Source organism: Gemmata algarum, assembly GCF_034097035.1.
Taxonomy (GTDB): Bacteria; Planctomycetota; Planctomycetia; order Gemmatales; family Gemmataceae; genus Gemmata; species Gemmata algarum.
The window spans coordinates 31933-54395 of sequence record NZ_JAXBLV010000198.1; the positions used below are offsets into that span (position 1 = coordinate 31933).

Annotated in this window: 22 protein-coding genes and 1 tRNA gene; 7 read left to right on the forward strand and 16 right to left on the reverse strand. The window is 69.1% G+C overall.

The features are described from left to right. Window positions 1-352: 352 nt before the first annotated feature. Both R5W23_RS21260 and R5W23_RS21265 read left to right on the forward strand, forming a co-directional pair. Entirely contained in the window at window positions 353-1027 is a 675-nt protein-coding gene (locus tag R5W23_RS21260; RefSeq protein WP_320688016.1) for a heavy metal response regulator transcription factor, read from the forward strand. Beyond that, window positions 1005-2387 carry a heavy metal sensor histidine kinase gene (locus R5W23_RS21265; protein ID WP_320688017.1) on the forward strand — a complete coding sequence of 461 codons (1383 nt, stop codon included), beginning with the start codon at window positions 1005-1007 and terminating at the stop codon, window positions 2385-2387. Before R5W23_RS21260 ends, R5W23_RS21265 begins: the two co-directional genes overlap by 23 nt. A gap of 229 nt (window positions 2388-2616) precedes the next feature. Here R5W23_RS21265 and R5W23_RS21270 read toward each other — a convergent pair whose 3' ends face one another. From R5W23_RS21270 to R5W23_RS21325, 12 genes are all read right to left on the reverse strand, one after another. Further along, complete coding sequence (locus R5W23_RS21270; protein WP_320688018.1) at window positions 2617-4368, reverse strand: outer membrane protein assembly factor BamB family protein; 1752 nt, start codon at window positions 4366-4368, stop codon at window positions 2617-2619. Window positions 4369-4514: 146 nt separating this feature from the next. Further along, window positions 4515-5018, reverse strand: a complete 504-nt coding sequence (locus tag R5W23_RS21275; protein ID WP_261190053.1) for a nucleoside deaminase — start codon at window positions 5016-5018, stop codon at window positions 4515-4517. A gap of 278 nt (window positions 5019-5296) precedes the next feature. Then, the gene (locus R5W23_RS21280) at window positions 5297-7459 is read right to left on the reverse strand and encodes a DUF7133 domain-containing protein (protein WP_320688020.1); all 2163 of its coding nucleotides are present in this window, start codon (window positions 7457-7459) and stop codon (window positions 5297-5299) included. Window positions 7460-7518: 59 nt separating this feature from the next. Beyond that, window positions 7519-8241, reverse strand: coding sequence for a phospholipase D-like domain-containing protein (locus R5W23_RS21285; protein WP_320688021.1), 723 nt, complete (start codon window positions 8239-8241; stop codon window positions 7519-7521). Next, window positions 8238-8597, reverse strand: coding sequence for a hypothetical protein (locus R5W23_RS21290; protein WP_320688022.1), 360 nt, complete (start codon window positions 8595-8597; stop codon window positions 8238-8240). The genes R5W23_RS21285 and R5W23_RS21290 overlap by 4 nt, the downstream gene beginning before the upstream one ends. 22 nt (window positions 8598-8619) lie before the next feature. Further along, window positions 8620-9654, reverse strand: a complete 1035-nt coding sequence (locus tag R5W23_RS21295; RefSeq protein ID WP_320688023.1) for a polyprenyl synthetase family protein — start codon at window positions 9652-9654, stop codon at window positions 8620-8622. A gap of 93 nt (window positions 9655-9747) precedes the next feature. Continuing rightward, complete coding sequence (gene moaC / locus R5W23_RS21300) at window positions 9748-10227, reverse strand: cyclic pyranopterin monophosphate synthase MoaC (protein WP_320688024.1); 480 nt, start codon at window positions 10225-10227, stop codon at window positions 9748-9750. Window positions 10228-10283: 56 nt separating this feature from the next. Continuing rightward, window positions 10284-11186 (reverse strand): hypothetical protein, encoded by a 903-nt coding sequence (locus R5W23_RS21305; protein WP_320688025.1) that lies wholly within the window; start codon window positions 11184-11186, stop codon window positions 10284-10286. Between the two features lie 29 nt (window positions 11187-11215). Next, entirely contained in the window at window positions 11216-11833 is a 618-nt protein-coding gene (locus tag R5W23_RS21310) for an ATP-dependent Clp protease proteolytic subunit (RefSeq protein WP_010042289.1), read from the reverse strand. Between the two features lie 167 nt (window positions 11834-12000). Next, a complete protein-coding gene (locus R5W23_RS21315) occupies window positions 12001-12627 on the reverse strand; it encodes an ATP-dependent Clp protease proteolytic subunit (protein ID WP_261190046.1) in 627 nt (208 codons plus the stop codon). 115 nt (window positions 12628-12742) lie between these two features. Beyond that, on the reverse strand, window positions 12743-14254 hold the full coding sequence (gene tig, locus R5W23_RS21320) for a trigger factor (RefSeq protein ID WP_320688026.1): 1512 nt from the start codon (window positions 14252-14254) through the stop codon (window positions 12743-12745). A 181-nt stretch (window positions 14255-14435) separates the two neighbouring features. Then, window positions 14436-14507, reverse strand: a tRNA-Gly gene (locus R5W23_RS21325). Window positions 14508-14648: 141 nt separating this feature from the next. On the opposite strand from R5W23_RS21325, the gene R5W23_RS21330 reads away from it, so the two are divergent. Both R5W23_RS21330 and R5W23_RS21335 read left to right on the forward strand, forming a co-directional pair. Further along, complete coding sequence (locus tag R5W23_RS21330; protein WP_320688027.1) at window positions 14649-15299, forward strand: hypothetical protein; 651 nt, start codon at window positions 14649-14651, stop codon at window positions 15297-15299. Between the two features lie 27 nt (window positions 15300-15326). Continuing rightward, window positions 15327-15935, forward strand: coding sequence for a Uma2 family endonuclease (locus R5W23_RS21335; protein ID WP_320688028.1), 609 nt, complete (start codon window positions 15327-15329; stop codon window positions 15933-15935). A 370-nt stretch (window positions 15936-16305) separates the two neighbouring features. Here R5W23_RS21335 and R5W23_RS21340 read toward each other — a convergent pair whose 3' ends face one another. Then, window positions 16306-17148 (reverse strand): hypothetical protein, encoded by an 843-nt coding sequence (locus tag R5W23_RS21340; protein WP_261190041.1) that lies wholly within the window; start codon window positions 17146-17148, stop codon window positions 16306-16308. 314 nt (window positions 17149-17462) lie between these two features. Between R5W23_RS21340 and R5W23_RS21345 the strand changes: the two genes are divergently transcribed. Then, on the forward strand, window positions 17463-18665 hold the full coding sequence (locus R5W23_RS21345) for a lactate racemase domain-containing protein (RefSeq protein WP_320688029.1): 1203 nt from the start codon (window positions 17463-17465) through the stop codon (window positions 18663-18665). 87 nt (window positions 18666-18752) lie between these two features. Here the strand turns inward: R5W23_RS21345 and R5W23_RS21350 are convergent, their stop codons facing one another. Both R5W23_RS21350 and R5W23_RS21355 read right to left on the reverse strand, forming a co-directional pair. Then, a complete protein-coding gene (locus R5W23_RS21350; protein WP_320688030.1) occupies window positions 18753-19283 on the reverse strand; it encodes a DUF1802 family protein in 531 nt (176 codons plus the stop codon). A gap of 44 nt (window positions 19284-19327) precedes the next feature. Further along, complete coding sequence (locus R5W23_RS21355) at window positions 19328-20326, reverse strand: NAD(P)H-dependent glycerol-3-phosphate dehydrogenase (protein ID WP_320688031.1); 999 nt, start codon at window positions 20324-20326, stop codon at window positions 19328-19330. A gap of 230 nt (window positions 20327-20556) precedes the next feature. Between R5W23_RS21355 and R5W23_RS21360 the strand changes: the two genes are divergently transcribed. Next, window positions 20557-20781, forward strand: a complete 225-nt coding sequence (locus R5W23_RS21360) for a hypothetical protein (RefSeq protein WP_261190037.1) — start codon at window positions 20557-20559, stop codon at window positions 20779-20781. A 72-nt stretch (window positions 20782-20853) separates the two neighbouring features. Here the strand turns inward: R5W23_RS21360 and R5W23_RS21365 are convergent, their stop codons facing one another. After that, window positions 20854-22065 (reverse strand): lysophospholipid acyltransferase family protein, encoded by a 1212-nt coding sequence (locus R5W23_RS21365; protein ID WP_320688032.1) that lies wholly within the window; start codon window positions 22063-22065, stop codon window positions 20854-20856. Window positions 22066-22206: 141 nt separating this feature from the next. Here R5W23_RS21365 and rpmB point away from each other — a divergent pair. Beyond that, window positions 22207-22463, forward strand: a 257-nt coding sequence (gene rpmB / locus R5W23_RS21370) for a 50S ribosomal protein L28 (RefSeq protein WP_261190035.1), incomplete at its 3' end; no start/stop codon positions are given.

Here is a 22463-nt window from a genome sequence, read left to right on the forward strand (position 1 = left end):
GTCGCTGGTCGGCGGTGCCGCCGGCCGGCCGGTCTCTCGCGCCGGGATAAGGCCCGGGCGTGGGTCTGGAGCCGCGGCGCACCTCGACCGCAGCTCGATGCCGGCTGCGGCGGAAGAGGGCGCCGGGCCGCAGCCGGTCTTTGAAAAGTAGTTGGCGCAAATGACGGCAACGTGACGCGGGGATGACGCTTTCGTAATCGGGATCGTCGGCGCCCTCGGCCGGGACGGCGCCCGGGCGGAAATGTGCGGGGATCGCGGCGGCGACGCCCGGCGACGAACCGATCTATAATTGGTACCGCGGTTGGTACGCCCCCCCAGGGCTGTCGCCATGCACTTCCGAACGGGCGTGCGAATGAAATTGCTCATCGTTGAGGACGATACCCGGACGGCCGAATACCTCCGCAAGGGGCTGAGGGAGGCGGGCTTCACGGTCGCCATCGCGTCGCGGGGCGACGACGGGCTGCACCTGGCCGCGACCGGCGGGTACGAGTTGGTCGTGCTCGATGTCATGTTGCCGGGCCGCGACGGCTGGTCGGTCCTGACCGAGCTGAGGGCGACCGGGCGGCAGACGCCGGTCCTGTTCCTGACCGCCGCGGACGCCGTAACGGACCGCGTCCGCGGGCTGGAACTGGGCGCCGACGACTACCTGGTCAAGCCGTTCGCCTTCTCCGAGTTCCTGGCCCGCGTGCGGTCGGTGCTGCGGCGGGGGGCGGCCCGGCAGAAGGACGTCCTGCGGGTCGCCGACCTGGAGGTCGACACGGTCCGCCTCGTGGCGAGCCGGGCGGGTTGCAAGCTCGACCTGACCCCGAAGGAGTTCGGCCTGATCGCCCTGCTGGCCCGGCGGGCCGGCGACGTGCTCTCGCGGACGGTCATCGCCGAGCAGGTCTGGGACATGAACTTCGACAGCGACTCCAACGTCGTTGATGTCCACGTCCGGCGGCTGCGGGCCAAGGTCGATGACCCGTTCCCGACGAAGCTGATCCACACGGTGCGCGGGGTGGGCTATGCCCTCGAAGACCGCGGCTAGCTGGTCGATGGGGCGGCGGATGGCCGTCTGGTACGCGGCCTCGGCCACCGCCCTGCTCCTGGTGGCGACGACGACGCTGTACCTCGGCGTCGCGTCCTCCCTTGAGGCAGAGGGCGACGAGGTGCTCGAATACGCGGCCGCGAGTTTAGAAAAGTCGGGGGTCGGCCCCGGCGGCCGGCCGGCGCACGACGACTGGCCGGGCGACGGCTACCGCGTCCGCGACGCCGCGGGCGCGGTGATCGCCTCGTCCCCGGAGGCGGACGAGCGGTTGCCGCCGGGGCTGGTTGCCGGGGCGGGCGGCGTCGACCACCGGACCCCCGCCGGCCGCTGGGTGAGAGCCGTGTCGCGGGAGATCGGCGGGCGGACCTACGAGGTGTGCTACGACCGGACCCGAGAGATGGAACTTCTCCGGCGATACCGCCGCTGGATGGCTCTCATCCTCGCGCCGGCCGTCCTGGCCTCGTCCGTCCTGGGTGCCGTGGTCGCCCGCAGGGGCCTGCGGCCGGTCGCGGAGATCGCGGCGACGGCGGCCCGGATCGGGCCGGACCGGCTGGGCGAGCGGATCGCGGCGGACCGGCTGCCGGCCGAGCTGAGCGACCTCGCCGCGACGTTCAACGTGATGCTCGACCGGCTCCAAGAGTCGTTCCGCCGGCTGGAGCGCTTCTCGGCGGACATCGCCCACGAGTTGCGGACGCCGGTGCACGCGCTCCGCAACGTCGCCGAGGTCGCCTTGACCACCTCGCAGACCCGGGCCGACGACCAGGAGGCGCTGGCGGTCTGCCTGGAGTCGGCCGGCGGCCTCGCCCGGCTCATCGACCGCCTGCTCTTCATCGCCCGCGCCGACTCCCCCCGGACCGTGCTCGAACTGGAGACGGTCGACCTGGCGGCCGAGCTGGAGTCGGTGCGGGAGTTCTACGAGCCCGCCGCATCGCAGGCGGGCATCGAGCTGGTCCGGCTCCCCTCCCCGCCGCTGCCGTGTCGGGTGGACCGCACCCTGATGCAGCAGGCCGTCGGCAACCTGCTCACCAACGCGTTCGCCCACACGCCCCGCGGCGGGCGCGTGTCCGTTGCTGCGGCGGTCGAAGGGGCGGACGTGGTGATCTGCGTTTCCGACACCGGCTCCGGGATCGCTCCGGAGCACCTGCCCCGCATCTTCGACCGGTTCTACCGGCCGGACCCGGCCCGCCCCTCCGGCGCGGGCTGCGGTCTCGGGCTGGCGATCGTCAAGAGCTTTGCCGAGTTGCACGGCGGCCGTGCCGAGATCGCCAGCCGGCCCGGACAGGGGACGCAGGTGACGCTCCGGCTGCCGGTGGCAGGGCCGGGCCGGATTGGGCCGGCGGCGCCATCCCCGGACCGGTAGCGTTCACACCGGGCCGAAGGGCACCGCCCAGGAATGACACCCCGCCGAGCGGATCTCGAGAGCACAAACCACGGCGAACGCTTGACCGTCGCGCCCGGCTCGATCGCGGCCGATGTGCGAGGCCCGACCCTCGGTGATCGCGCCACCCGCCTCTTTCTCACCGCCGTAATACAAACGCGAGCGGGGGCGCACGGATGTCCGTGCGCCCCCGCTCGCGTTGACCGCCCGATCAGTTCTTCTCGGGCTCTTTCTTCGGCTCCGGCTCCTTCTTCGGGTCGGCCTCGCTCTTCGGCTCGCCGTCCTTGTTCAAGCCCTCCACCCCGCGGACCCGCAGGCGGTTCACTTCCGGCGCCGGCCACAGGTTCCGCATCGGCTTGGCGTACTTCGCGTTGGCGTCCCGGAGGCACACGATCAGCCCGTTGTTGGCCGCCAGGTAGACCCGGTCCGACGCCGTGTTCACGACGGGGACGTTGAAGTCGCCGAAGTCGGCCGAGCCGAGGGGCGCGGACCGCTGGCTCGCCGTATCCGTCGGGCGCTTGGCGTCGTACACCAGGAACCGGCCCTGGCGGTCGCGGACGTACACGAACTCCTCGTTCGCACCGATCACGCGGTCGGCGCCGGCGGCGGACCGCCAGACGGTGTCGCCGGTGTCGCGGTTGAAGCACACCACCCCGCCGTTGTCGCCGGCGGCGTACACGCGGTCCTTCGAGACGAACGGGGTGTGGTTGTTCAGCCCGCCGGTGGCGGCCCGCCACTTGACGTTGATGCCCCCCGCCAAGTTCCCGGTGGTGCCCGAGATGGCGACCAGGATGCCGTTGTCCAGGGGCACGTAGAGCGTCGTTCCCGCGGCGGCCGGCGTGGCCGGGATCGCGCTGCTGAACCGCTCTTTCACCTCGGTCACCACCTTTTCCTTGCTCAGCTCCTTGCCGAACGCCATCACCGTGTTGTCGTCGGCGATGGCCCACGCCCGGGTCGGGGTGAGGAGGAGCGGGTACAAGATCCGGCTGGTGAGCCCGAACTCCCACCGGAGCGGCGGCGGCGGCGCCTTGGGCCGCAGATCGGCCAGCGCGAGCGACGCGGCCACCGACGGGGGGATCACGCCGATCGACGGGGTCTGTTGCACGTACTGGCCCGATTCGAGCCGCAGGGTGTACGGCTGGCGCAGGGACGGGATCACGTTGATCGCCGGGGTCGGCGAGCGGTTGTCGAGGTTGTACGGCGGGACGACGCTCGGGAGCACGCCGATCGCCGGGGTCCGGGAGCCGGTGACCCCGCCGACCGGGGCCGCGGCGGCGGCCGGGCGGGCGGTGATCTCGGGGTACCGGCCGGCCGCGTGCGCGGTCCCGGACGTGGGGTACCGCTTCACCAGCTCGCCGAGCGGGCTGGGGGCGTCCTTTTTAGCCCCTTGCGCGAGCGCGTCGGCCGGTGCCTTGGTGGGGTCGTTCACCGGGATCGGGCGGAGCATGTCGTACACCGCGATCCGGTGCGCCCCGGCCGCGCCGGGGCGCATCCCCAGGACGCAGTACACCGCCTCGTCGTCGGCCGCCAGGCCCGTCGTGGTCGGGGTGCCGAGCTCGTGAACGAACTCGGTGACCCCGGTGTACCGGTAGAACGCGTACAGCCGGGTGAGGTGCGCGCAGAACACGTACTGCGAGTTCACCGCCACCGGGTACGCGTTCCCGTGCAACCCGTTCCCCAGCTTGGCGGCCCACTGGATGCGGCCCGTCAGCGCGTCCACCGCGACCAGCATCCCGCTGCGGGTCTGGACGAACATCTGGTCGTCAAAGGTCTGCGCCTGGGTGATGCCGTCCTTCGTGCCCTCGACCGGGAGCACGAGGGACCACTCGGTGCGCAGATTAAGCCGCTCGAGCGCCGCCTTGTCCGGCGGCACGGCCTGCGGGGACGTGTTGTTCTGCTGTGCCGGGGCCAAGGCCGCGAGCGCCAGAACGAGGCCGGCGACCGCGCCGGAACGATGCCACATGGGTGCGACTCCAGAGCGAAGCCGGGCGCGAAACGTTCCGTTCACTTTACCACGGCCGCGCGGGCCGTGCGAGGTGCGAACCGCGTGGCGAACGTGCGAAGGCGGCGGGGGCCGTGTCGGTGGCGCCGGTTGTGCGGCCGGCGCGACTACTTCTTGCCCATCTCCCGCTTGCGGCGGAAAAAATCGGTGAGCGCCGCGGCGCACCGGTCCGCGAGCACCCCCCCGACGACCTGCGCGCGGTGGTTGAGGCGCGGGTCGCTCGCGATCTGGAACAGCGTGTGGCACGCCCCGGCCTTCGGATCGGTACAACCGTAAACGACCATCGGCACGCGCGCCTGGACGATCCCCCCGGCGCACATCGGGCACGGCTCGAGGGTGGCGTACAGGATGCACTTCTCCAGCCGCCAGGACTTGAGGGCGGTCGCGGCCTGGGTGATGGCGATCATCTCGGCGTGCGCGGTCGGGTCGTTGAGCCGCTCGCGCATGTTGTGCGCCTGCCCGATCACGCCCAGCTCCGGGTGGACGATCAGCGCCCCGACCGGCACCTCGTCCTCGCTCGCCGCGACCGCAGCCTCGCCGAGCGCCGTCTCCATGTGGTGAACGTGGAACGGGTGCGCCGGGTCGGTGAACGCGAGGTCGAACGGGTTCATGCCGTTAGTGTAGCCGCGCACGCGGGAAGAGGATTGGCCACAAAAGGGAACCGAAGGCAGAAGAGGATTGGCCGCAAAAAAGCACAAAAAGCACAAAAGGAATCCGAAGACCAAAGCAGAAGAGTTGGCTTGAAATCACTCTGCTGCCTTCGTCCTCGGTTTCCTTTTGTGCTTTTTGTGCTTTTTTGCGGCCAATCCTCTTCTGTCTTCCTCTTCGGTTTTCTTTTGTGCCCTTTGTGCTTTTTTGTGGCCAATACTCTTCTGCCTTGGCAGCCCGCCTACTTCACCAGCTCGTTGAGCGTGTAGTACGCCTCGGCGTGGAGCAGCGGTCGGCCGTCGCGGCTCTTGATGTCGTCGGCCCGGATCGCGAATACGCGGCCCTTCTTCAGCCCCGACACCGGCACCGTCAGCGTCTTCCCGTCCTTTGAGAGCGTCGCGGCGCCGACCGTTTCGGCGCGGAGATCGACCTCGGGGCCGCCGTAGTTGCTCAGGTACTGGTACGTGTACGAACTCACCGTGACGGACTTCTCAAGCGTCGCCGGGTCAACGGGTTTCGTGAAGGTCAGTGCGAAGCCGTTCCGGGTCAGGCCGATGTGGTGGATCTCGAACGGCTCGGCCCCGGTGTACACCACACGTTGCAGCCCGTAGGGCTTGCCGCCGAGCGACCCCCACCCGCGGTTCGTCTGGCCCGCGAACAGGCTGCCCCCGTCCGGGCTGAACGCGATCCGGTTCACCCCGCACTGCAACCCGGCGCGGAACGGGAAGCACGCGCCCTGGTACACGCCGTTCACCTGCTCCAGCGCCACCCGCATCACGACCGCGTTGGTCTGGTCGCCGACGAAGCACTGGCCCGCGAACGGGCCGAACTTGCCGCCGGTGGTGTCCCACACCGGTTCCGTCACCGACTTGCCCATGCGGCCGTAGGGGAACCAGATGCACGGCGGGTCGAGGGCCGGGTACACCGGGGCCGGCTGCACCCAGGGGAGCGTGCGCCCCAAGTCGTTCCACTTCTTGAGCGCCGGCTGCGTGCCGTCGTACCACATCCCGCTCGCCACCGTCTGGGGCACCTTCCCGGCGAACGGCGAGTCCTTCACCCACCGCAGCCCCGCCTGGTGGCCGTAGAACTGCCCCTGTTTCAGGTGGTGCATCTTGTTCGTGACCACCCACTCGCCCTGGTTGTCGCAGTAGAAGAGCTCGCCGTCCGGCGCGAAGTTGATGCCGTTCGGCGAGCGCAGCCCGTAGGCGAACGGCTCCATCTTGCCGTCCGGCGACACCTTGACGCACCACCCGCGCCACGGGGCCTTCGCCTGGTGCCCGCCGCCGAACCCGACGTTCAGGGTGATGAAGAAGTTGCCCTGCTTGTCGCGCGCCGGGCCGAACGCGTACTCGTGGTAGTCGCCGCTCACGCCCCACTTGTCGCACACCGTCTGGAACTGGTCGGCCCTGTCGTCGCCGTCGGTGTCGGTGAGCTTGGTGAGTTCCGGCCGCTGGATCACGTACACCGCGTTGTTCGACTCGACGTACAGCCCGAGCGCCTCGTGCAGCCCCGAGGCGTATTTGGTCATCTTCACGTCGGCGGGGTTGTCGGCGGTCGGGTTGTGGATCAGCCAGATTTCGCCGCGGCGCGTGCAGGCGAGCAGCTTGCCGTCCGGCCGGAACGCCAGCCCGCCAACTTCAAGAACGCAGTCGGCCGGGAGGGGGATCGTAACGACCCGGTAGTGCAGCTCCTCGCCCTTTGAGGCGGCCACCGCGGCTTCGCCCTTCGGCGGGAAGTCGCGGTCCAGCCGTTTGCGGACGGTCGCGGGAACGATCTCGGGCAGCTCCGGGTTCGCGTACACGGCCCACTCGCCGGCTTCCTGGCACACCTTGATGAGGATCTCGTTGGCGCCCTCTTTGATGTCGGCGACCGCACTGTCCTGGTCCGCCGCGGCGGCGCGGGTGTGCTGCTCGTGCAGGATTCGTTTCCCGTTCACGAACACGCTGATGTAGTCGTCGCTGCCGAACGAGAGGGGGAGCTTGAAGGCCCGGGGCGACTCGAACGTGTGGTAGAGGTACACGACCGCGTTGGTGCGCACGTCCGGGAAGAGCCGTTGCAGGTTCACGACCCGCCCGGGCCGGAAACCGGTGTACTCCTTCCAGGTCACCTTCGCCCCGCTCTTGCCGGCGTAGGTGGCCTTCAGATCGACCGTTTTCTCGGGCGGGTAGGCGAAGTCGAACCCGGCCTTATCGGTGTTGTCGAACGGCCCCGCGTAATACCACTTGCCTTCGAGGTCGGGCAGCCCGTGCGACTTGAGCGTGGCTCGCGCGCTGTCGGCGCGGTTGCCCTTGTTGACGTACTCCCCGTCCAGTGGCTTTTCCTTCGGCGGCTGCGCGCCCGTGAGCGGTACGACGGCGAGACCGGCGGCCAGCGCCACCGTGAGGAGCGCGGACAGGGAGTTCATCGGCGACTCCGGGAGGCGGGGTTGGAAGCGGTTAACGGGATGAAAACGAGTGTACCCGCTCAGAACCGGGCCCACAACCGCGCGAACTCGGCCGCGAACGCGGCGACCAGCGCGGCGTCGGTCGTGTCCACGATGTTCTCGTAGTTGAGGTCCGCGGCGCCGCGGGTCCAGTTGTAGCTGCCGTTGATGAGCCGCGCGCCGTCGAAGACGGCGAACTTGTGGTGCATGTGCCCGTTGAGCCCGGCGTCCGCGGGGCCGTGCATGTCGTCGGTCTTCACCGGGATGCCGGCCTCACGGAACTTCTGGACGTCCGACCCGGCGTCGTGCTGCTTCTCGTTGTCGGTGACGATCCGCACGGCCACCTTGCGCCGGTGCGCGTCGAGGATCGCGCGGGAGATGCGGTCGTCGGTGATGGTGAACACGCACACGTCGGCGGTGCGGCGGCACTGGTTGAACCGCGCGACGATTTGCTGAAGGCACCGCTCGCCGGGCGCAAAATACGCCTCGTCGCTCGCGGCTGCGGCGGGCGCGGCGCCCCCCGGCGGTTGCACCGGGGCGACCACCTTCATGACGTCTTCGAGCCACTCGATCAGTTCGCTCGCCGCCGGGTCCGCGACGGCCGCACGCGCCACCTCGAACGCGGTGTGCCGGACCAGCCCGCGGTGCTGGTCGGACTTCACGTTCTTGGCGAGCCAGTCGGCGAGCGCGGACTTCTCGCCGCCGGAGAGCTTGCGGTCCGCAAGGGATTGCGTGAGGAAGCGGGTGAGGTCGTCGGGGTTCATGCGGGGTGTTGTAGGGAACGGCGCACGCGAATCAGTTGCACGAGGTCATCCGCTCGCCCCCAGGTGCGCTTGCACGACCGGCACACCCACAGCGGTTCATCCGGGGCATAGTCACAACCGCCGAGTACAATCAGACCGTCATCGAGCAGCGCGTTCAGTTCGGGCGTAAAGTGTGGAAGCCCGTAGAAGTACTGTGCGACCGCGCGACGCCCGCATGTCGGGCACGTCTGCGCGAGGATTTCAGCCCGCCAAGTCGCAAAATAGCTCGCATTCTGCTCGGCAATGCGAGCCGCTTCGGCTTCTTCGGCCGCGCGACGCTCCGCTTTGCGCTGCTCGCGTTTGGCGCGCCTGCCCACAGGTGAATGCCTCGGAAAGGGCTCACTTCTCGCGGCGGATGCTCCAGTCGGTCACGGCTTCCAGGATCGTGCGGGCTTCGCCGCGGGGCAAGCACTCCAGCTCCTGCCGCGCGGAGCGGGACAGCTCCTCGGCGCGGCGCTTCGCGTAGGTCACCGACTGCGTCTTCTCCAGGGCTTGCAGCACCCGGGCGCCCATCCCGTCCCCGCCGGCCCGGATCAGGTCGCGGAGCTTGGCCGCCTCCCCCGCGGGGAGCCGGTTCAGGCAGTGGATCACGGGCAGCGTCAGCTTCTGCTGTTCGAGGTCGGTGCCGAGCGTCTTGCCCGCCGCCTCCTCGGTGCCGGTGAGGTCCAGCAGGTCGTCGGCGATCTGGAACGCCAGCCCGATCGAGCGCCCGCAGTTCGCCATCCGCGCGGCCACCTCCTCCGACGCGCCGGCGTAGAGGGCGCCCAGCCGGCCGCAGCACTCGGTGAGGGCCGCCGTCTTGCCGTCGATGATCGCGAAGTAGTCGGCCTCGCTCAGCTCCAGGTTGCCGCGCTCGGTCACCTGCCGCAGCTCGCCGGCGCACACGCGGTTGGTCACCTCGCCGGTGATCTGGCACGCCCGGCCGTCCACGGTGCTGGTGAGGTGGAACGCGTGCGTGAACAGCATGTCCCCGAGCAGGATGCTGACCTTGTTGCCCCAGCCGGCGCGGAACGTGCGGGCGTGGCGGCGCACGTCCGCCTCGTCCAGCACGTCGTCGTGAACGAGCGTGGCCGTGTGGATCATCTCCATCGCGGCGGCCAGCGTGTGGTGGGCGGGGGTCACCCCGCCGCACGCCTTCGCGGTGAGCAGCAGCAGGGCGGGGCGGAGCCGCTTGCCGCGGTAGTGCCGGAGGTGCTCGACGAGGGGGCCGAACGGACCTTTGTGCGGGGCCAGGGTGCGGTCGAAAATGTGTTCCGCTTCGGCGACGTCGCTCGCGATCGGGCCGAACATCAGGGCCGCCTTCAGACCGTTACGGGAGGCGGGGTCGAGCCCCGCGGCGGGTCCGCCGGTCACGGCGGGCGAAACAGTTGCCATTGCGGTCCCCATCACGCGGCCCTCCCGCATTCCGGTGCGTGCCGCAACCCGGAAAGCATACGCCCGCGGTGCCGACCGTCAATTGCGGGGGAGTTACGACGGGTCGCGGGCGAAGTGCCCGCTGCGTCCCCCGTCCTTCTCCTCCAGCCGGACCGCCTCGATCGTCATGCCGCGGTCCGCGGACTTGCACATGTCGTACACCGTCAGGGCTGACACCGTAACCGCAGTGAGGGCCTCCATTTCAACACCCGTGCGCGCGAAAACGGACACAACCGCTTCGATCCGCAGCACATCCGCCGCCGGGAAGCGGAAATCGAGCGTCACCGACGTGAGCGGCAGCGGGTGGCACAGCGGGATGAGATCGGCCGTTTTCTTGGCCGCCATGATCCCGGCGAGCCGGGCCACCTCAAGCACATCGCCCTTTGCCAGCTCCTTATTGCGAATCAGGGCGAGCGTGGCGGGCTGCATGCGCACCAGGGCCGACGCTCGCGCGACGCGATGCGTTTCGGCCTTCGCGCCGACATCCACCATCCGCGAAGCGCCCGAATCGTCGAAGTGCGAGAGGGTGGTCATGGGTGGGTCAACACCGAATCACGGTTGGTTATGGTGTCACCGGCCGCCCTGTGCGATCATGGTCTGACCGGCGGGAGGAGCCGGGCGCCGCGTTCCCCGCTCGAAGGCATCGGCGGCGGCAACTCTTCCGTGCCCGCGGGCACGGCGGGCGGCACGCCCGGCGGCGGTGACTCGGGGAGGAGCGGCGCCCGGCTGCCGCCCGGGGGGACGGCCATTCGGGGCACGGCGGGGCCGCCTGGCGCCGGTTGCGGGTACGGGAGCACGGCTCCGCCGGGGCCGCGCGGCGGAACCGTGACCCGCACCGTTATGTCGCGATCGGCCTCGAACGCCCGCCCGTCGGCGGTGGTGAGCCGGACCGCCACGCGCACGCGGTCCGAAGACGGGAGCGTTTGCCACGGCACCGCGACGAAGTATCCGGTGCTGATGAGCCCGCTCTTCCAGGTGCCGCGGAGCTTCTCGGCCGAAATTTCCCACGACCCGATCGGGCTCTTGAGGCCCGCGGGCGAAATCTCCCACGCCGCGACCAGCACGCGGGCGGGCACCTTGATCGCGGAGCCGTCCTCGTCGCGCGGGACGATCACCACCATCAGCCCCTCGTCGCCGGGGGCGCCGTCCTCGTCGATGCCCCCGGTGCCGCGGGCGATGTCGATTTGTTTGACCGGATAGAACGGGCCGCCCCGGCTGTTGACTGGTGTTCCGGGCGGCGGTTCCGGGCGCTGAGCGGTTTCGTAGGCCCGGAGCAGGTTGCGCGACTGCTCCAGCGCCGCGCGGGTGTCGGCCAGCTCGCGCTCGCGGGTGCGCAGCTCTGCCTCGATCAGGTCGTACCGGTTGTTGGTCGATCGGCAACCGGCACCGATCGCACAGTGGGCGGCGAGGAGCGTGCAGGCGAACCACCGGACGCCCGCCCGCCGGCGGTGCCGCAACGACTGCCCCGGCGGTGGTGTGTGGTTCGTCTGCATCCTGCCCACTGCCCACTGTTTGCGGCCCGCTACTCCGGCGGGCGGGCCGCCGCAAACGCTTCCGCCGGCATCCGCTCCAGCACCTTGTCGATCAGGCCGAACTCGCGGGCCTCCTGCGCGGACATGAAGTTGTCGCGGTCGGTGCCCTTGAGGATCTTCTCGACCGGCTGGCCGCAGTGATCGGCCATCAGCTTGTTGAGCGTCTCCTTCGTGCGGAGGAACTCCTTCGCGTGGATCAGGATCTCCTCCGCGGTGCCCTCGCTGCCGGCGCTGGGCTGGTGGATCATCACCCGGGCGTGGGGCAGCGCGTACCGCTTCCCCTTGGTGCCCGCGGTCAGCAGCATCGCGCCCATGCTGGCCGCCTGGCCGATGCAGTAGGTCGCCACGTCGCAGGTAATGAACTGCATCGTGTCGTAGATCGCCATGCCCGCGGTGACGCTCCCGCCGGGGCTGTTGATGTACAGGCTGATGTCGCGCTTCGGGTCCTCGAACTGGAGGTACAGCATCTGCGCGACGATCAGGTTCGCCATGTCGTCCTGAACGACGCCCTGCATGAAGATGATCCGGTCCTTCAGCAGCCGGCTGTAGATGTCGTAGGCGCGTTCTTCGCGGCCCCGGCTCTCAACCACGATCGGTACGAGCGGCATGTCAGGCTCTCCGGGCGGGCCGCCGCGGCTCTTATATCGGGCCGGCGGCGCGCGGGTGATTGGGGGTGTATGCGGAATGCGGGGCGCGGGACGCGGGGCGCGGGCTCAGAACCCGAAGTGCCGCACCGGTCGGTACGGTTTGCCCGCCTTCACGCCCGCGCCGCGGGTCACTTCTTGGGCTCGGGGCGGACCAGCACCTCGTCCACCAGCCCGAACGACTTGGCCTCGTCGGCGTGGTAGTACTTGTCGCGGTCCGTCTCCCGCGCGATGATGTCGACCGGCTGGCCGGTGTGCTTCGCCAGGATCTCGTTCAGCCGGGCCCGCTCGCGCAGGATCTCGTTGGCCTGGATCTCGATGTCCGACACCTGCCCGCCGACCTGCCCGTAGGGCTGGTGGATCATCACCTTCGAGTTGGGCATCGCGTACCGCTTCTTCGGGCTGCCGGCGGCCAGGAGCACCGCCGCGCCGCTGGCCGCGAGGCCCATGCAGAACGTGTTGATCGGCGACTGCATGAACTGCATGGTGTCGTAGATCGCCAGCGTCGCCGACACCGACCCGCCCGGGCTGTTGATGTACAGGCTGATGTCCTCGCTCTTCTTCTCGTACTCGAGGTACAGGAGCTGCTTGATGACGAGGGTGGCGACGTCGTTGTTGATCGGCCAGTTGAGGAAGATGATGCGCTGCTCGAGCAGCAGGTCGTCGAGCGTCAGCGTCCGCTGGCGCGCGTACTGGCCGCGCTGGAGGAGCGGCTCGAACGGGCCGGCCGCGGCCGTCGGGTCGAACGGTGGGAACATGGTTGGCCTTCCGGGCTTACGCCACTTCGCCGCGACCCGGGGCCAGAGAGCGCGGGCACTCCGTCCTGAGTCGCGGCGAACGAGAAAGAGGGTCAGTTACACTGTACGCGTGCGGTCAACTGGCGCTGTCGCCCTTGGCCTCGCCCTCGGCGGGCGCCGGGGCCGGGGCGTCGGGCAGCACCGCCTGCTCCACGGTCGCCACCTCGCCCTGCTGCGCCTCGGAGTTGAGCTCGTAGTCCTCGTAGGTGGCGCTGCCGAGGATCAGGTCGAGCGCCTTCCGCTCGAGCAGGTCGGCCGCGACCGCCTCCATCAGGTCTTCCTTCTCGAGCCGGGCGCGGACCTTGCGCGGGCTCTCGCCCGACTGGTCCGCGATCCGGTCGATCTCGGCGTCGATGTCGTCCTCTTCGATCTCGATCTTCTCGACCTCGGCGATCTTCTGGAGCACGAAGTGCTCCTTGAGCGCCTCGGCGGTGCTCTTCAGCACGTCCTGCTCGAGGATGCGGCTGCGGCCGCGGATCTGCTCGTCGCTCATGCCCGCGTTCCGCATCTCCATGACCTTGCGGGCCAGGGTCTTGCGGGCCTGCTTGCGGAGCATGTCCTGCGGCAGCTCCCACGCGGCGGCGGCGGCGATCTGCTGGAGCACCTGCTCGCGGGCCACGCGGCGCTGGGTGTACTCGAGCCGGCGGTTGAGCACCGCCTCGACCAGCTCGGTGAACGCCTCCGGGGTGCTCACCCCGAACGCCGACTCGAGCAGGCCCGGCGTGAGCTCGGGCTGCCGGGTGGTCTTCACGTCCTTGATGGTGAACTGGGCCTGCACGGTCTGGCCGCGGAGCTGCTCGGTCGCGGTCTCCTGCGACAGCGTGATGTCGACCGCCCGCACGTCGCCGGCCTTGGCGCCGGCCATCGTCTTGCCGAAGTCGGCCGCGACGCCGTCCGACAGCGCGAGCTGCGGCTCGACCTTGACCTGCACCTCGTCGAGCTTGTTGATCTCCTTGCCCTGGAAGGAGATGGCCACGTCCGCGGAGATGACGTCGTACAGCTCGGCGACCCCCGAGTCCTTCGGCACGATCTGGCCGTACGGGTCGAGCAGCCGCTTCTTCTCGTTCGCGACCTCATCGGCCGTGTACGTGTGGGTGGGGCGGCGGAGCTTCAGCCCCTTGTACTCGGGCAGGTCGAACTCGGGCCGGACCTCGATGTCGAACTCGTAAACGAACGGCCCCTCCTTGGGGATGTTCACGAGGCTCGGGTCGAACTCGGGCGGGCTGAGCGGCGAGATGGCCTGCTCGTCGGCGAGCTGCTCGAGGCTCGCCATGAGCACCTGCGACTTGATCTCGTCGGCGACGGTGGTGTAGTACCGCTTCTCGATCATCTTGCGCGGGGCCTTGCCCGGGCGGAACCCGCGGACCTGCGGCTCCTCGCTGAGCGTCAGCTCCGTGAACTTCTCGTTGAACCGCTCGTCGATGGCCTTGCGGTCCACGGTCACCTTGACGTGCTTCTTGCACGGCCCGATGTCCTTGATCTCGACCGTCTGGACCAGCTTGCCGTTTTCCTCACCGGCTTCTGTGCCGGGGGCTTCCGCGACGGCGGTGGCTTCGGCCGGCGGGGTGGTCTCGTCGTCGTTCGCCATGGGTGTTTCCTCCCTTGATGAAGCCGGGCCGTTCCGTCCGATTACGTCGCCCGTATGTGGAAGTATGTGGAAAAACGATAAGCCGGGAAGTAGTGGGCTGGCGGGATTGTATACCCGCCGTCGGCCCGCGACTTCCCGGCTTCGTCTTACGCCAAAGTGTACTGGGCGTTACATCGACCAGAGCGGGTGATGGGACTTGAACCCACGACAACCTCGTTGGCAACGAGGTACTCTACCACTGAGTTACACCCGCACGTCTTTCATCCCGGCACAACCATTTTTAGGGCTCGCGGTCGCGGTTTCAAGGGAGAATATTTGGATCGCGTGAGGCGGACAGTCGCGGCCGCAGAAATCGCCCAACCCGATTATCCGGACCACGCGCCGGGGCGATGCAATGACCGAACACGAATGGCTCGCGAGCGCCTCGCCGGTGGCGATGCTGCACCACCTCAACGCCGACGGAAACGCTCGCAAGCCGTTGCTGTACGCGGCAGCACTGCTCGCTTCCCGCCCCGCGTTGCTTACCCCCGCACTGAAGCTCTGGGAGCGGGCCATTGAAAGTGTCTTGACCGGTCGTCGGGCGACCAAGGCGCTCGACTGCATCCAAACAGCGACAGAGTACGAATCACAACACCTTTTTGGCCCCTTCCCTCCATCTGCCCGCGCCCATTACGCGGCGATTGCTGATGCCGTGTTCTGGGCTTGGCAACACGCTGACACCGATTACGAGTTCGGCATCTACCACTCGCCTGTTTTACCGGAAAAACTCGAACCGGTACGCCGGGCCAACGCCGACCTCGTGCGCGACATCTTCGGGAACCCGTTCCGGCCGGTGAGTTTCGCTCCGGAGTGGCGCACCGATACCGCAACCGCGATCGCGCGGCAGATGTACGACTCCCGAGACTTCAGCGCGATGCCGGTTCTGGCCGACGCACTTCAGGATGCCGGTTGCGACAACGAAGACGTGCTCGCGCACTGCCGCGACCCGCAGCAGGTTCACGTGCGCGGGTGCTGGGTTGCTGATCTCGTGCTCGGTTACGAATGAGGGTAGGCTGTTCGGTGGAGGTGAAGCATGTCCGCACTTTTATCCCCGCCGCCGTGGAAGCCGTCGAGCGTGGTGCCACAGCCGCGCAAGTGGACCGTTCACGAGTTCGACCGGCTCGGGTCGCTCGGGTGCTTCGAGGGCCGGCGGGCGTTCCTCCTCGACGGCGTCATCCTGGAGCAAGGACCGATGGACCCGCCGCACGCAACCGGCCTGGCCCTCGTCGATGCTGCCCTTCGGGCAATTTTCGGCGTCGGCTGGCTGCTTTGCGTTCAAACGCCACTGCACCTCGATCCGTTCAACAACCCGATGCCCGACCTCGCGGTCGTGCCCGGCGGACCGCGTGACTATGCGACCGTTCACCCAACGGTGGCCGCGCTGGTGGTCGAGGTGTCGGACTCGACGCTGCACACGGACCTGACGGCCAAGGCGGAGCGGTACGCGACCGCCGGGATCGCCGATTACTGGGTGCTGGACCTGAACGGGCGTGTGCTGCACGTGCTCCGCGACCCGCAGCCGCTGCCCGCCGGGCTCGGGGCGACGGCGTACCGCACGCACCTGATCCTCGGGCCGGGCGACTCAGTCGCGCCGCTGGCGGCGCCGGCGGCCGCGCTGCTCGTCGCCGACCTGCTGCCCTGACCTGCGGCCCGGTAGGAAGAAAAATGTTTGACAGGATAAACAGGACCGACCGGATTCAAGACTCAGACCAGAATGTGGCCCGCTCGCTCCCCGGGTGCTTCGAGCCTCTGATCCGCTTTCCGCAGCAAACTTGAGCGGCGGCGCGACCGCTCGCGGAGCGAGCGGGCCACACTCCGAGCCAGAGTCACACTGGCCTCAGAAAGCGCATTGGTGTCTTCAATCTCCAATCCTGTTTATCCTGTCAAAAACTCTTCGGCCCACGGCGCAAGAATGCCGTCCGAGCTGTGACAATATCCGTGTAACCGCGTGCGTAAACGCCGAACCGCCGACCTTGCGGCCGGCGGTTCGTGAATGTGCGGGTGTTCGCAGGTCACTTGTCCAGGCAGTCTTCGGCGTAGGTGCTCTCGTACACGAACTTGGTGCCCTCGCCCTGGTGGTTGGCGAGTTCGGCCTTCGCGCTGAGGCGCGACGCCTGATACTTGCCAGCACCCGTGTTGAAGTACACGTCACCGGTCCAGAGCATCGGGACGAGCGGCACTTGCTCGCCGGTGGTCTTCGGCGGGGCCTTCAGCGCCGTTTCCACGCCCACGATCAGGTAGCCGTCCTTCGCACCCTTGTTGGTGTACTTCTGGGTGAAGTCGTAGCTCTCGCCGGTGCCGGCGGGCGGGTCGAGCTTGAACGCGAACGGGCGGTCCCAGGTTTTGCCCGCCTCGGGGGCGGCGTCGGGCAGCACCAAGCGGAACGGCAGCTCCGCTTGCAGCCGCGCCGCGGCCCCGCCCTTCGCCTCCTTCACTTCGACCAGCTTGCCCTGAGTATCAATGCGGATCGTGACGATCGGCTTGTTGAGGTACTCGGCCATCGCCTTCGCGTCCTCGGGCTTCGCGGAGTCGGTGGTCGTGGTGGTCCCGTCCGGCTGGCGGAACTCCTGCTTCATCTCCGCGATGCTCATTTCGAGCGTCGCAACGCCCTGCTTGTCCACGTCTTTCACGGCCCACTTGCGCACGAGAACGAGGCTCGTCTTGGCCTCCGTCGCCACCGGCTTTTCGCTCTTCTCGTCCAGCACCGTTTCCTTCACGACCGTCTGCTGGATGACGCGGTACGTGTGAACCTTCCCGGCCTCCCACTTGAACCGCGGCGCGGCGGGGGCGGGCGGCTGCGCCAGCACCGGCACCGCGCCCAAGAACGCAAGAGCGAACACCGTGAACCGCGTCATGCTGAAGCCTCCCGGGCCGGAAACGGGCCATGAGTGACGGGCACATAACGCCAGCGCCAGCCGGCGCGAAGGGCAATCCGGGGCGTCGCTCCTGGTCCCGGGCACCTGTGAACGTGGCGCCCCGGCACGGGTGTCCGGGACTTACGGGTGATGCCGCGAGCCACGGCCGGCCCCGCCAAGGACCGGCTCAGAGCCCTCGAACGGCTTCGGACGCGCGCCGCGCACGCCCGGAGGTTTATCGGGGTTGCCCGCGTGAATAACGGATTGGCCCCGGCCCGTAGAATGCACGGATGCGCCTGCACCGAGGAACGCTCATGTCCGAAACGAACGCGCTCGTCGTCGGTTCCGAACCGTGGCCCCTGACCGTACCCGCGGACCGCGCGGTTCACGTGCGCCGCGCCCTCATTACCGCCCCCCCCGCGGGCGCCGCGGAACTGGTGCGCACGGCGCTCGAGAAGCCGTTCCGGTTCGAGCCGCTCCGCCGGGCGCTCACCCCCGACGATCACGTGGCCGTCGTGATCGACCCGCGCCTGCCGCACCTCACGGAAATGCTGGCGGAAGTGCTCACGCACATCGGCTCCGCCGGCGTACCGCCCGCCGCGGTCACGGTCGTGTCGCCGCCCGGGGCGCCGCAGGCGTGGATCGACGACCTGCCCGAGGCGTTCGAGGACATCACCGCGGAGACGCACGACCCCGCCGACGTGCAGAAACTCATGTACGTGGCGACCACGAAGGGCGGCCGGCGGGTGTACCTCAACCGGCGCGTCGCGGAGGCGGATTTCGTGGTCGTGCTGGCCGGCCGCCGGTACGACCCGCACGCCGGGTACGCGGGCGCCGAAGCGGCACTGTTCCCGGCGCTTTCGAACGCCGAAACGCTCGCCGCGCTCGCGGACCGGTTCTCGTCCGCCGCGCCCGACGGGGGCCGCGAGACCGAGGCCGCGGAGGTCGCGTGGCTGCTCGGCGCGCCGTTCTTCGTTCAGGTGATCGAAGGCGAAGCCGGAACCGTTCACGCCGTGGTCGGGGGGCTGTTCGAGAGCGGGGCCGAGGGCATCCGCCAGCAGGACGCCCGCTGGCGCGGCGCCGTTTCGGAAGAGGTGGACACGGTGATCGCGGCCGTGGGCGGCGAGCCCGACACGATCACGTTTCTGGATCTGGCCCAGGCGGCCGCGACCGCGGCCCGGGCGGTCAAGAAGGGCGGGCGGATTGCGCTGCTAACGACCGCCGCTCCCGAACTCGGCCCCGGGGCCGAGCTGCTCCGCACGCTGGAAGGGCCGGCCGGGGCCAAGAAGCTGCTCGCCCACGAGAAGCCGAGCGACTGGGCCGCGGCGAGCTTGTGGGCGTACGCCGCGAGGTCGGCGAGCCTGTTCCTCGCGAGCGGCTACCCCGACGACGTTGCGGAAGAGCTGTTCTGCACGCCGATTTACACGCGGTCCGAGGCGCAGCGGCTGATCGACACCGGCAGCGGCACCGTACTGCTGATCCCGGACGCGCACCGGGCGATGATTACTGTGGGGTAACGGCCCTGGAGCGCGGGCCTCTGGCCCGCCGGTTCGCATTGCGTGCCGCTTTGCGATCGCTCGCGAAACAACAACAGGTGGCTCGCGTCAGCGGGCCAGAGGCCCGCGCTCCAGCACCACCGGTTCGGCCCCTTCGGTGCTCACCGGCGCGTCGAGTTGCACCCACGTCTTGCACCCCGCGTACTCGGGGCTCTCGAACACTTCCGCCGGCTGCGCGAGTTTGAACGCGCGAACGCTCAGCACGTACAGCCCCGGCGTGCGGTAGTTGAACCGCTGCTTCACCACGTCGGGCGTCCAGGCGTGCTGAGCATCGAGCGCGAGGGCCGACTCCAGATCGGCGACGTGCGCAACGGACTCGACCTTTACGAAGTGGGTGAAGCGAACCGTGCCGGCCTTGGGCCTGGCGGCCTCGGCGCGTTCGAGGAGCGGCAGGAACGCCGGCTTGATGCCGGTGCGGTGCTCGTGGAAGTACGTGGGGTAGAGCAGGAACTCGGCGTGCTCCGGGCGGAACTCGCCGTTCTCTTCGGAAATGCCCCCCTTCCGCAGGATCACCGCCTGGCGCCCCGCCGCGAGCGCTTCGCAGATCACCGCCCACTCCTTGAACGCGATCGATAGCATCTCGAACGTCCCCGTAGTTTGGCCGGCTCCGTGGAGCGGGCCGGTCACCCGCGCTCGTGCTTCAGGCTCCGCGACAGGAGGTCTTGCACCGCCGCCAGCGGCGGCTTGCCGTTGTGCAGCACCTCGTACACCCCGGTCATGATCGGGGCCTCGATGCCGCTCCGCGTGGCCCGCTCGTGAACGCTTTTCGCGGTGAGCACCCCCTCCGCGACCTGCGGGCCGGCCAGCACCTCGGCGAGCGCCTCGCCCTGACCGAGCCGGTACCCCACCCGCCGGTTCCGCCCGTGGGGGCTGAAGCACGTCGTCATCAGGTCGCCGATCCCGGTCAGGCCCGAGAAGGTCGCGGGCTCGGCGCCGTGGGCCACCCCGAACCGCGTCATCTCGACCAGCCCGCGGGTGAGCATCGCGGCCTTCGCGTTGTCCCCGAACCCGAGCCCGTCGCACACGCCGGCCGCGATCCCGATCACGTTCTTCAGGGCGCCGGCCAGTTCGACGCCGATCAGGTCGTTGTTCGTGTACACCCGGAACCGGTCCGTGCCGAACCGCTGCTGGACCCACATCGCGAACCCGCCGTCGGGCGCGGCGACCGCCAGCGACGTGGGCATCCCCCGCGCCACCTCTTCCGCGTGGCTCGGGCCGCTCAGCACCGCCACCTTCTCGGTGCCCAGCACCTCGGAGATGATCTCCGACGGGCGGCGAAAGGTTGCGACCTCGAGCCCCTTGGTCAGGCTCACCACCGGAACGTCGGGGCCGCACAGCCCCGAGAACCGGTGCAGCGTGGCCCGTAAGTAGGCCGTCGGGATCGCGCTGACCCAGCAGTCCGCACCCGCGACGGCGGACGCCACATCGAACTCGACGCGGAGCGCGTCGGGGAACTTCACACCGGGCAGGAGCCGCGCGTTCTCGCGGGCCGCGTTCAGCAGCGCCGCGCGCTCCGGGTGCGCGCTCCACAGCCTCACCCGGTGGTCCGGGTGCTGGGCCAGCAGGCACGCGACGGCCGTCCCCCACCCACCGCTACCGAGGACCGCGAACGTGATCGGCATGGTACATATTTCCACCTACGGAGATGGCGCGGGCGCGCGCCCCGGTACATCTTATCTACTCGGGCACTCAATCCGCCGCCCTTCGCAGGTCGCGCTGAAGTTGCCCGCATTCACTGGCCGATTAAACAGGCGAGAATCTGCTCGGATCGCCGGCGCGGGTCGTGCGGGTTGGGGAACCTGTGCGACCTACGGGGGGACCGGAACCGTGCTCTCTCGCCACGGAGGATGACATGGCAAGCCGACTCAAGCTTTACACTCCCGAGCCAGAAGAAACTACCTCCAGCACCGAGCCCGATGTCCGCGTGCGGCTCGGCGACCTGTTACCCGTTATGGCGATGGCCCAGCGCATGAACTTCATCTGGCTCAAGGACTTCCTCGACGACGAGGTGGTCGTGAGCACCGACCTGTACGAAGTGATGCAGGCGTTCCGCAGCAGCCGCCCGACCTCGGCGTGAGCGGCACGTTCAACCTTCAGGCGGACCCCGGCCGCACGGCCGGGGCGCCCGACGTTTCTAGCGCAGCGCCCGTCACACGTCCCCTTCTGCTTCCGCTTCTTCCGTTTTTGCCGGCAGATCGAACGGCGCGAGGGGCTCCAACCCCGCGTGGCCCCGGGCCGCGCTGACCAGATTCATCAAGTGCGTGCGCGTCCGGAGGTGCCCTTCGAGCACCACCGGCGGAACCGTCACCGCGGCGAGCATCCCTACACTGATGCGGCGCCGGACGTCCGGTCTCTTGTTCCGGGTCGGCGGCCCGTTCGAGTGCGAGGTGTAGCTGCCCCAACCGCCCTCGATCCACGCGGCGAACACCGGCGTGTTCGGGCGCTCCTTCAGGATCTTCCACACCCCCTGGCCGAACCGGCGCAGCTCCCGGTCGCTCGACCGGCGCAAGTACCCCTCCGGGAAGATCACCACGCACTCGCCGCGGTCGAGGGCCGCGATCGCCTCCTGGAGCTCGGGCGCCTCCTTTTTCAGCGCGCGGTCCGGAACGCGGATCACGCCGAACTTGATCATCAGGGTGCGGATGACCGGCAGGTCGTAGAACCCAGAGGTCATCATCGGGGTGAGCGGCCGGGGCAGCACCTTCACAAGAAAGATGGGGTCGAGCCAGCAGGCGTGGTTCGCGATCACCAGACACGGCCCCGTTCGGGGGAACCGGGCGAACCCCGGTCCGTGCCACCGGATGCGGTACGCGAGCCAGCACGCCGGCTCCAGCGACACCTCGAACGCGGGGCGGAACAGCCGCGCCCACGACCACATCACGAGCGCGACCGCGGCCACGAGTGCGAACCATTCCATCACGTCGTACGGCCGGCCGCGCAGGTCGAACGCGCGCAGCACGCCCACGCCGGCGAGCACCGCGCCGGCGAGGAGGGCGGTTTCGGCCGCCGGTTGCTTCCCGCGCTGCCCCCTGGCGCAGGCCCCCACGATCAGGCCCAGCGGCAGCCCGTGCGCCCAACCGGGCCACTCGTGCCAGTACACGCCGTGGGCCGCCGCCGCGAGCCATGCCAGCGCGGCAAGGGGAACGAACCCGAGAGCCCGGTACGGGTTCCAGTACAGGAACGGAAGCGCCGCCCCCGCGACCGCCGTGCCGGCGAACCAGAGGAGCTGGTCGGTGCGGTCGCCGCCCGGGGCGACGGAGACGAGAAAGGCCGCGCTCGGGAGGGCCAAGCACACGACCGCCACCGCAACGAACAGACTGCGCCGGTCCCGCACGACCTGGGGCGACTCGGATTCCGGCATCGGTTCCTCCCGGAGATGGACGCGGGCACGGTATATCAACCGGCCGGAATCCTTGCCACTGTCGGAGCGACCGCTATAGTAAGATTTTCGATTTCGCGTTCGGTCCCGGTCCCCGGGCCGAGGTAACTGGGATCAACGGCCATGGCCAAGACGTGCATTTTCACCGGGAAGAAGGCGGTCTTCGGGAACCGCAAGAAGTACCGCGGTAAGGCGAAGTACTTGGGCGGCGTCGGTAAGAAGATCCTCGGCACGAGCCGCCGCAAGTTCAAGCCGAACCTGCAAAAGGTGCTCTGCATGGTGGACGGCGAGGCGAAGCGGGTGTGGGTGTCCGCGTCCGCCATCCGCAGCGGCTTGGTCGTGAAGCCCGTGAAGGTCCAGCCGTTCGAGAAGGTGAACGT

Coding starts and splice junctions, on each gene's coding strand:
- R5W23_RS21275 (WP_261190053.1), bottom strand. CDS start 5,018: ATGAACCCGTTCGACCTCGCGTTCACCGACCCGGCGCACCCGTTCCAC.
- R5W23_RS21310 (WP_010042289.1), bottom strand. CDS start 11,833: ATGCCGCTCGTACCGATCGTGGTTGAGAGCCGGGGCCGCGAAGAACGC.
- R5W23_RS21305 (WP_320688025.1), bottom strand. CDS start 11,186: ATGCAGACGAACCACACACCACCGCCGGGGCAGTCGTTGCGGCACCGC.
- R5W23_RS21350 (WP_320688030.1), bottom strand. CDS start 19,283: ATGCTATCGATCGCGTTCAAGGAGTGGGCGGTGATCTGCGAAGCGCTC.
- R5W23_RS21315 (WP_261190046.1), bottom strand. CDS start 12,627: ATGTTCCCACCGTTCGACCCGACGGCCGCGGCCGGCCCGTTCGAGCCG.
- tig (WP_320688026.1), bottom strand. CDS start 14,254: ATGGCGAACGACGACGAGACCACCCCGCCGGCCGAAGCCACCGCCGTC.
- R5W23_RS21355 (WP_320688031.1), bottom strand. CDS start 20,326: ATGCCGATCACGTTCGCGGTCCTCGGTAGCGGTGGGTGGGGGACGGCC.
- R5W23_RS21260 (WP_320688016.1), top strand. CDS start 353: ATGAAATTGCTCATCGTTGAGGACGATACCCGGACGGCCGAATACCTC.
- R5W23_RS21280 (WP_320688020.1), bottom strand. CDS start 7,459: ATGAACTCCCTGTCCGCGCTCCTCACGGTGGCGCTGGCCGCCGGTCTC.
- R5W23_RS21345 (WP_320688029.1), top strand. CDS start 17,463: ATGTCCGAAACGAACGCGCTCGTCGTCGGTTCCGAACCGTGGCCCCTG.
- R5W23_RS21365 (WP_320688032.1), bottom strand. CDS start 22,065: ATGCCGGAATCCGAGTCGCCCCAGGTCGTGCGGGACCGGCGCAGTCTG.
- R5W23_RS21335 (WP_320688028.1), top strand. CDS start 15,327: ATGTCCGCACTTTTATCCCCGCCGCCGTGGAAGCCGTCGAGCGTGGTG.
- R5W23_RS21285 (WP_320688021.1), bottom strand. CDS start 8,241: ATGAACCCCGACGACCTCACCCGCTTCCTCACGCAATCCCTTGCGGAC.
- R5W23_RS21340 (WP_261190041.1), bottom strand. CDS start 17,148: ATGACGCGGTTCACGGTGTTCGCTCTTGCGTTCTTGGGCGCGGTGCCG.
- R5W23_RS21270 (WP_320688018.1), bottom strand. CDS start 4,368: ATGTGGCATCGTTCCGGCGCGGTCGCCGGCCTCGTTCTGGCGCTCGCG.
- R5W23_RS21295 (WP_320688023.1), bottom strand. CDS start 9,654: ATGGCAACTGTTTCGCCCGCCGTGACCGGCGGACCCGCCGCGGGGCTC.
- R5W23_RS21360 (WP_261190037.1), top strand. CDS start 20,557: ATGGCAAGCCGACTCAAGCTTTACACTCCCGAGCCAGAAGAAACTACC.
- R5W23_RS21265 (WP_320688017.1), top strand. CDS start 1,005: ATGCCCTCGAAGACCGCGGCTAGCTGGTCGATGGGGCGGCGGATGGCC.
- moaC (WP_320688024.1), bottom strand. CDS start 10,227: ATGACCACCCTCTCGCACTTCGACGATTCGGGCGCTTCGCGGATGGTG.
- R5W23_RS21330 (WP_320688027.1), top strand. CDS start 14,649: ATGACCGAACACGAATGGCTCGCGAGCGCCTCGCCGGTGGCGATGCTG.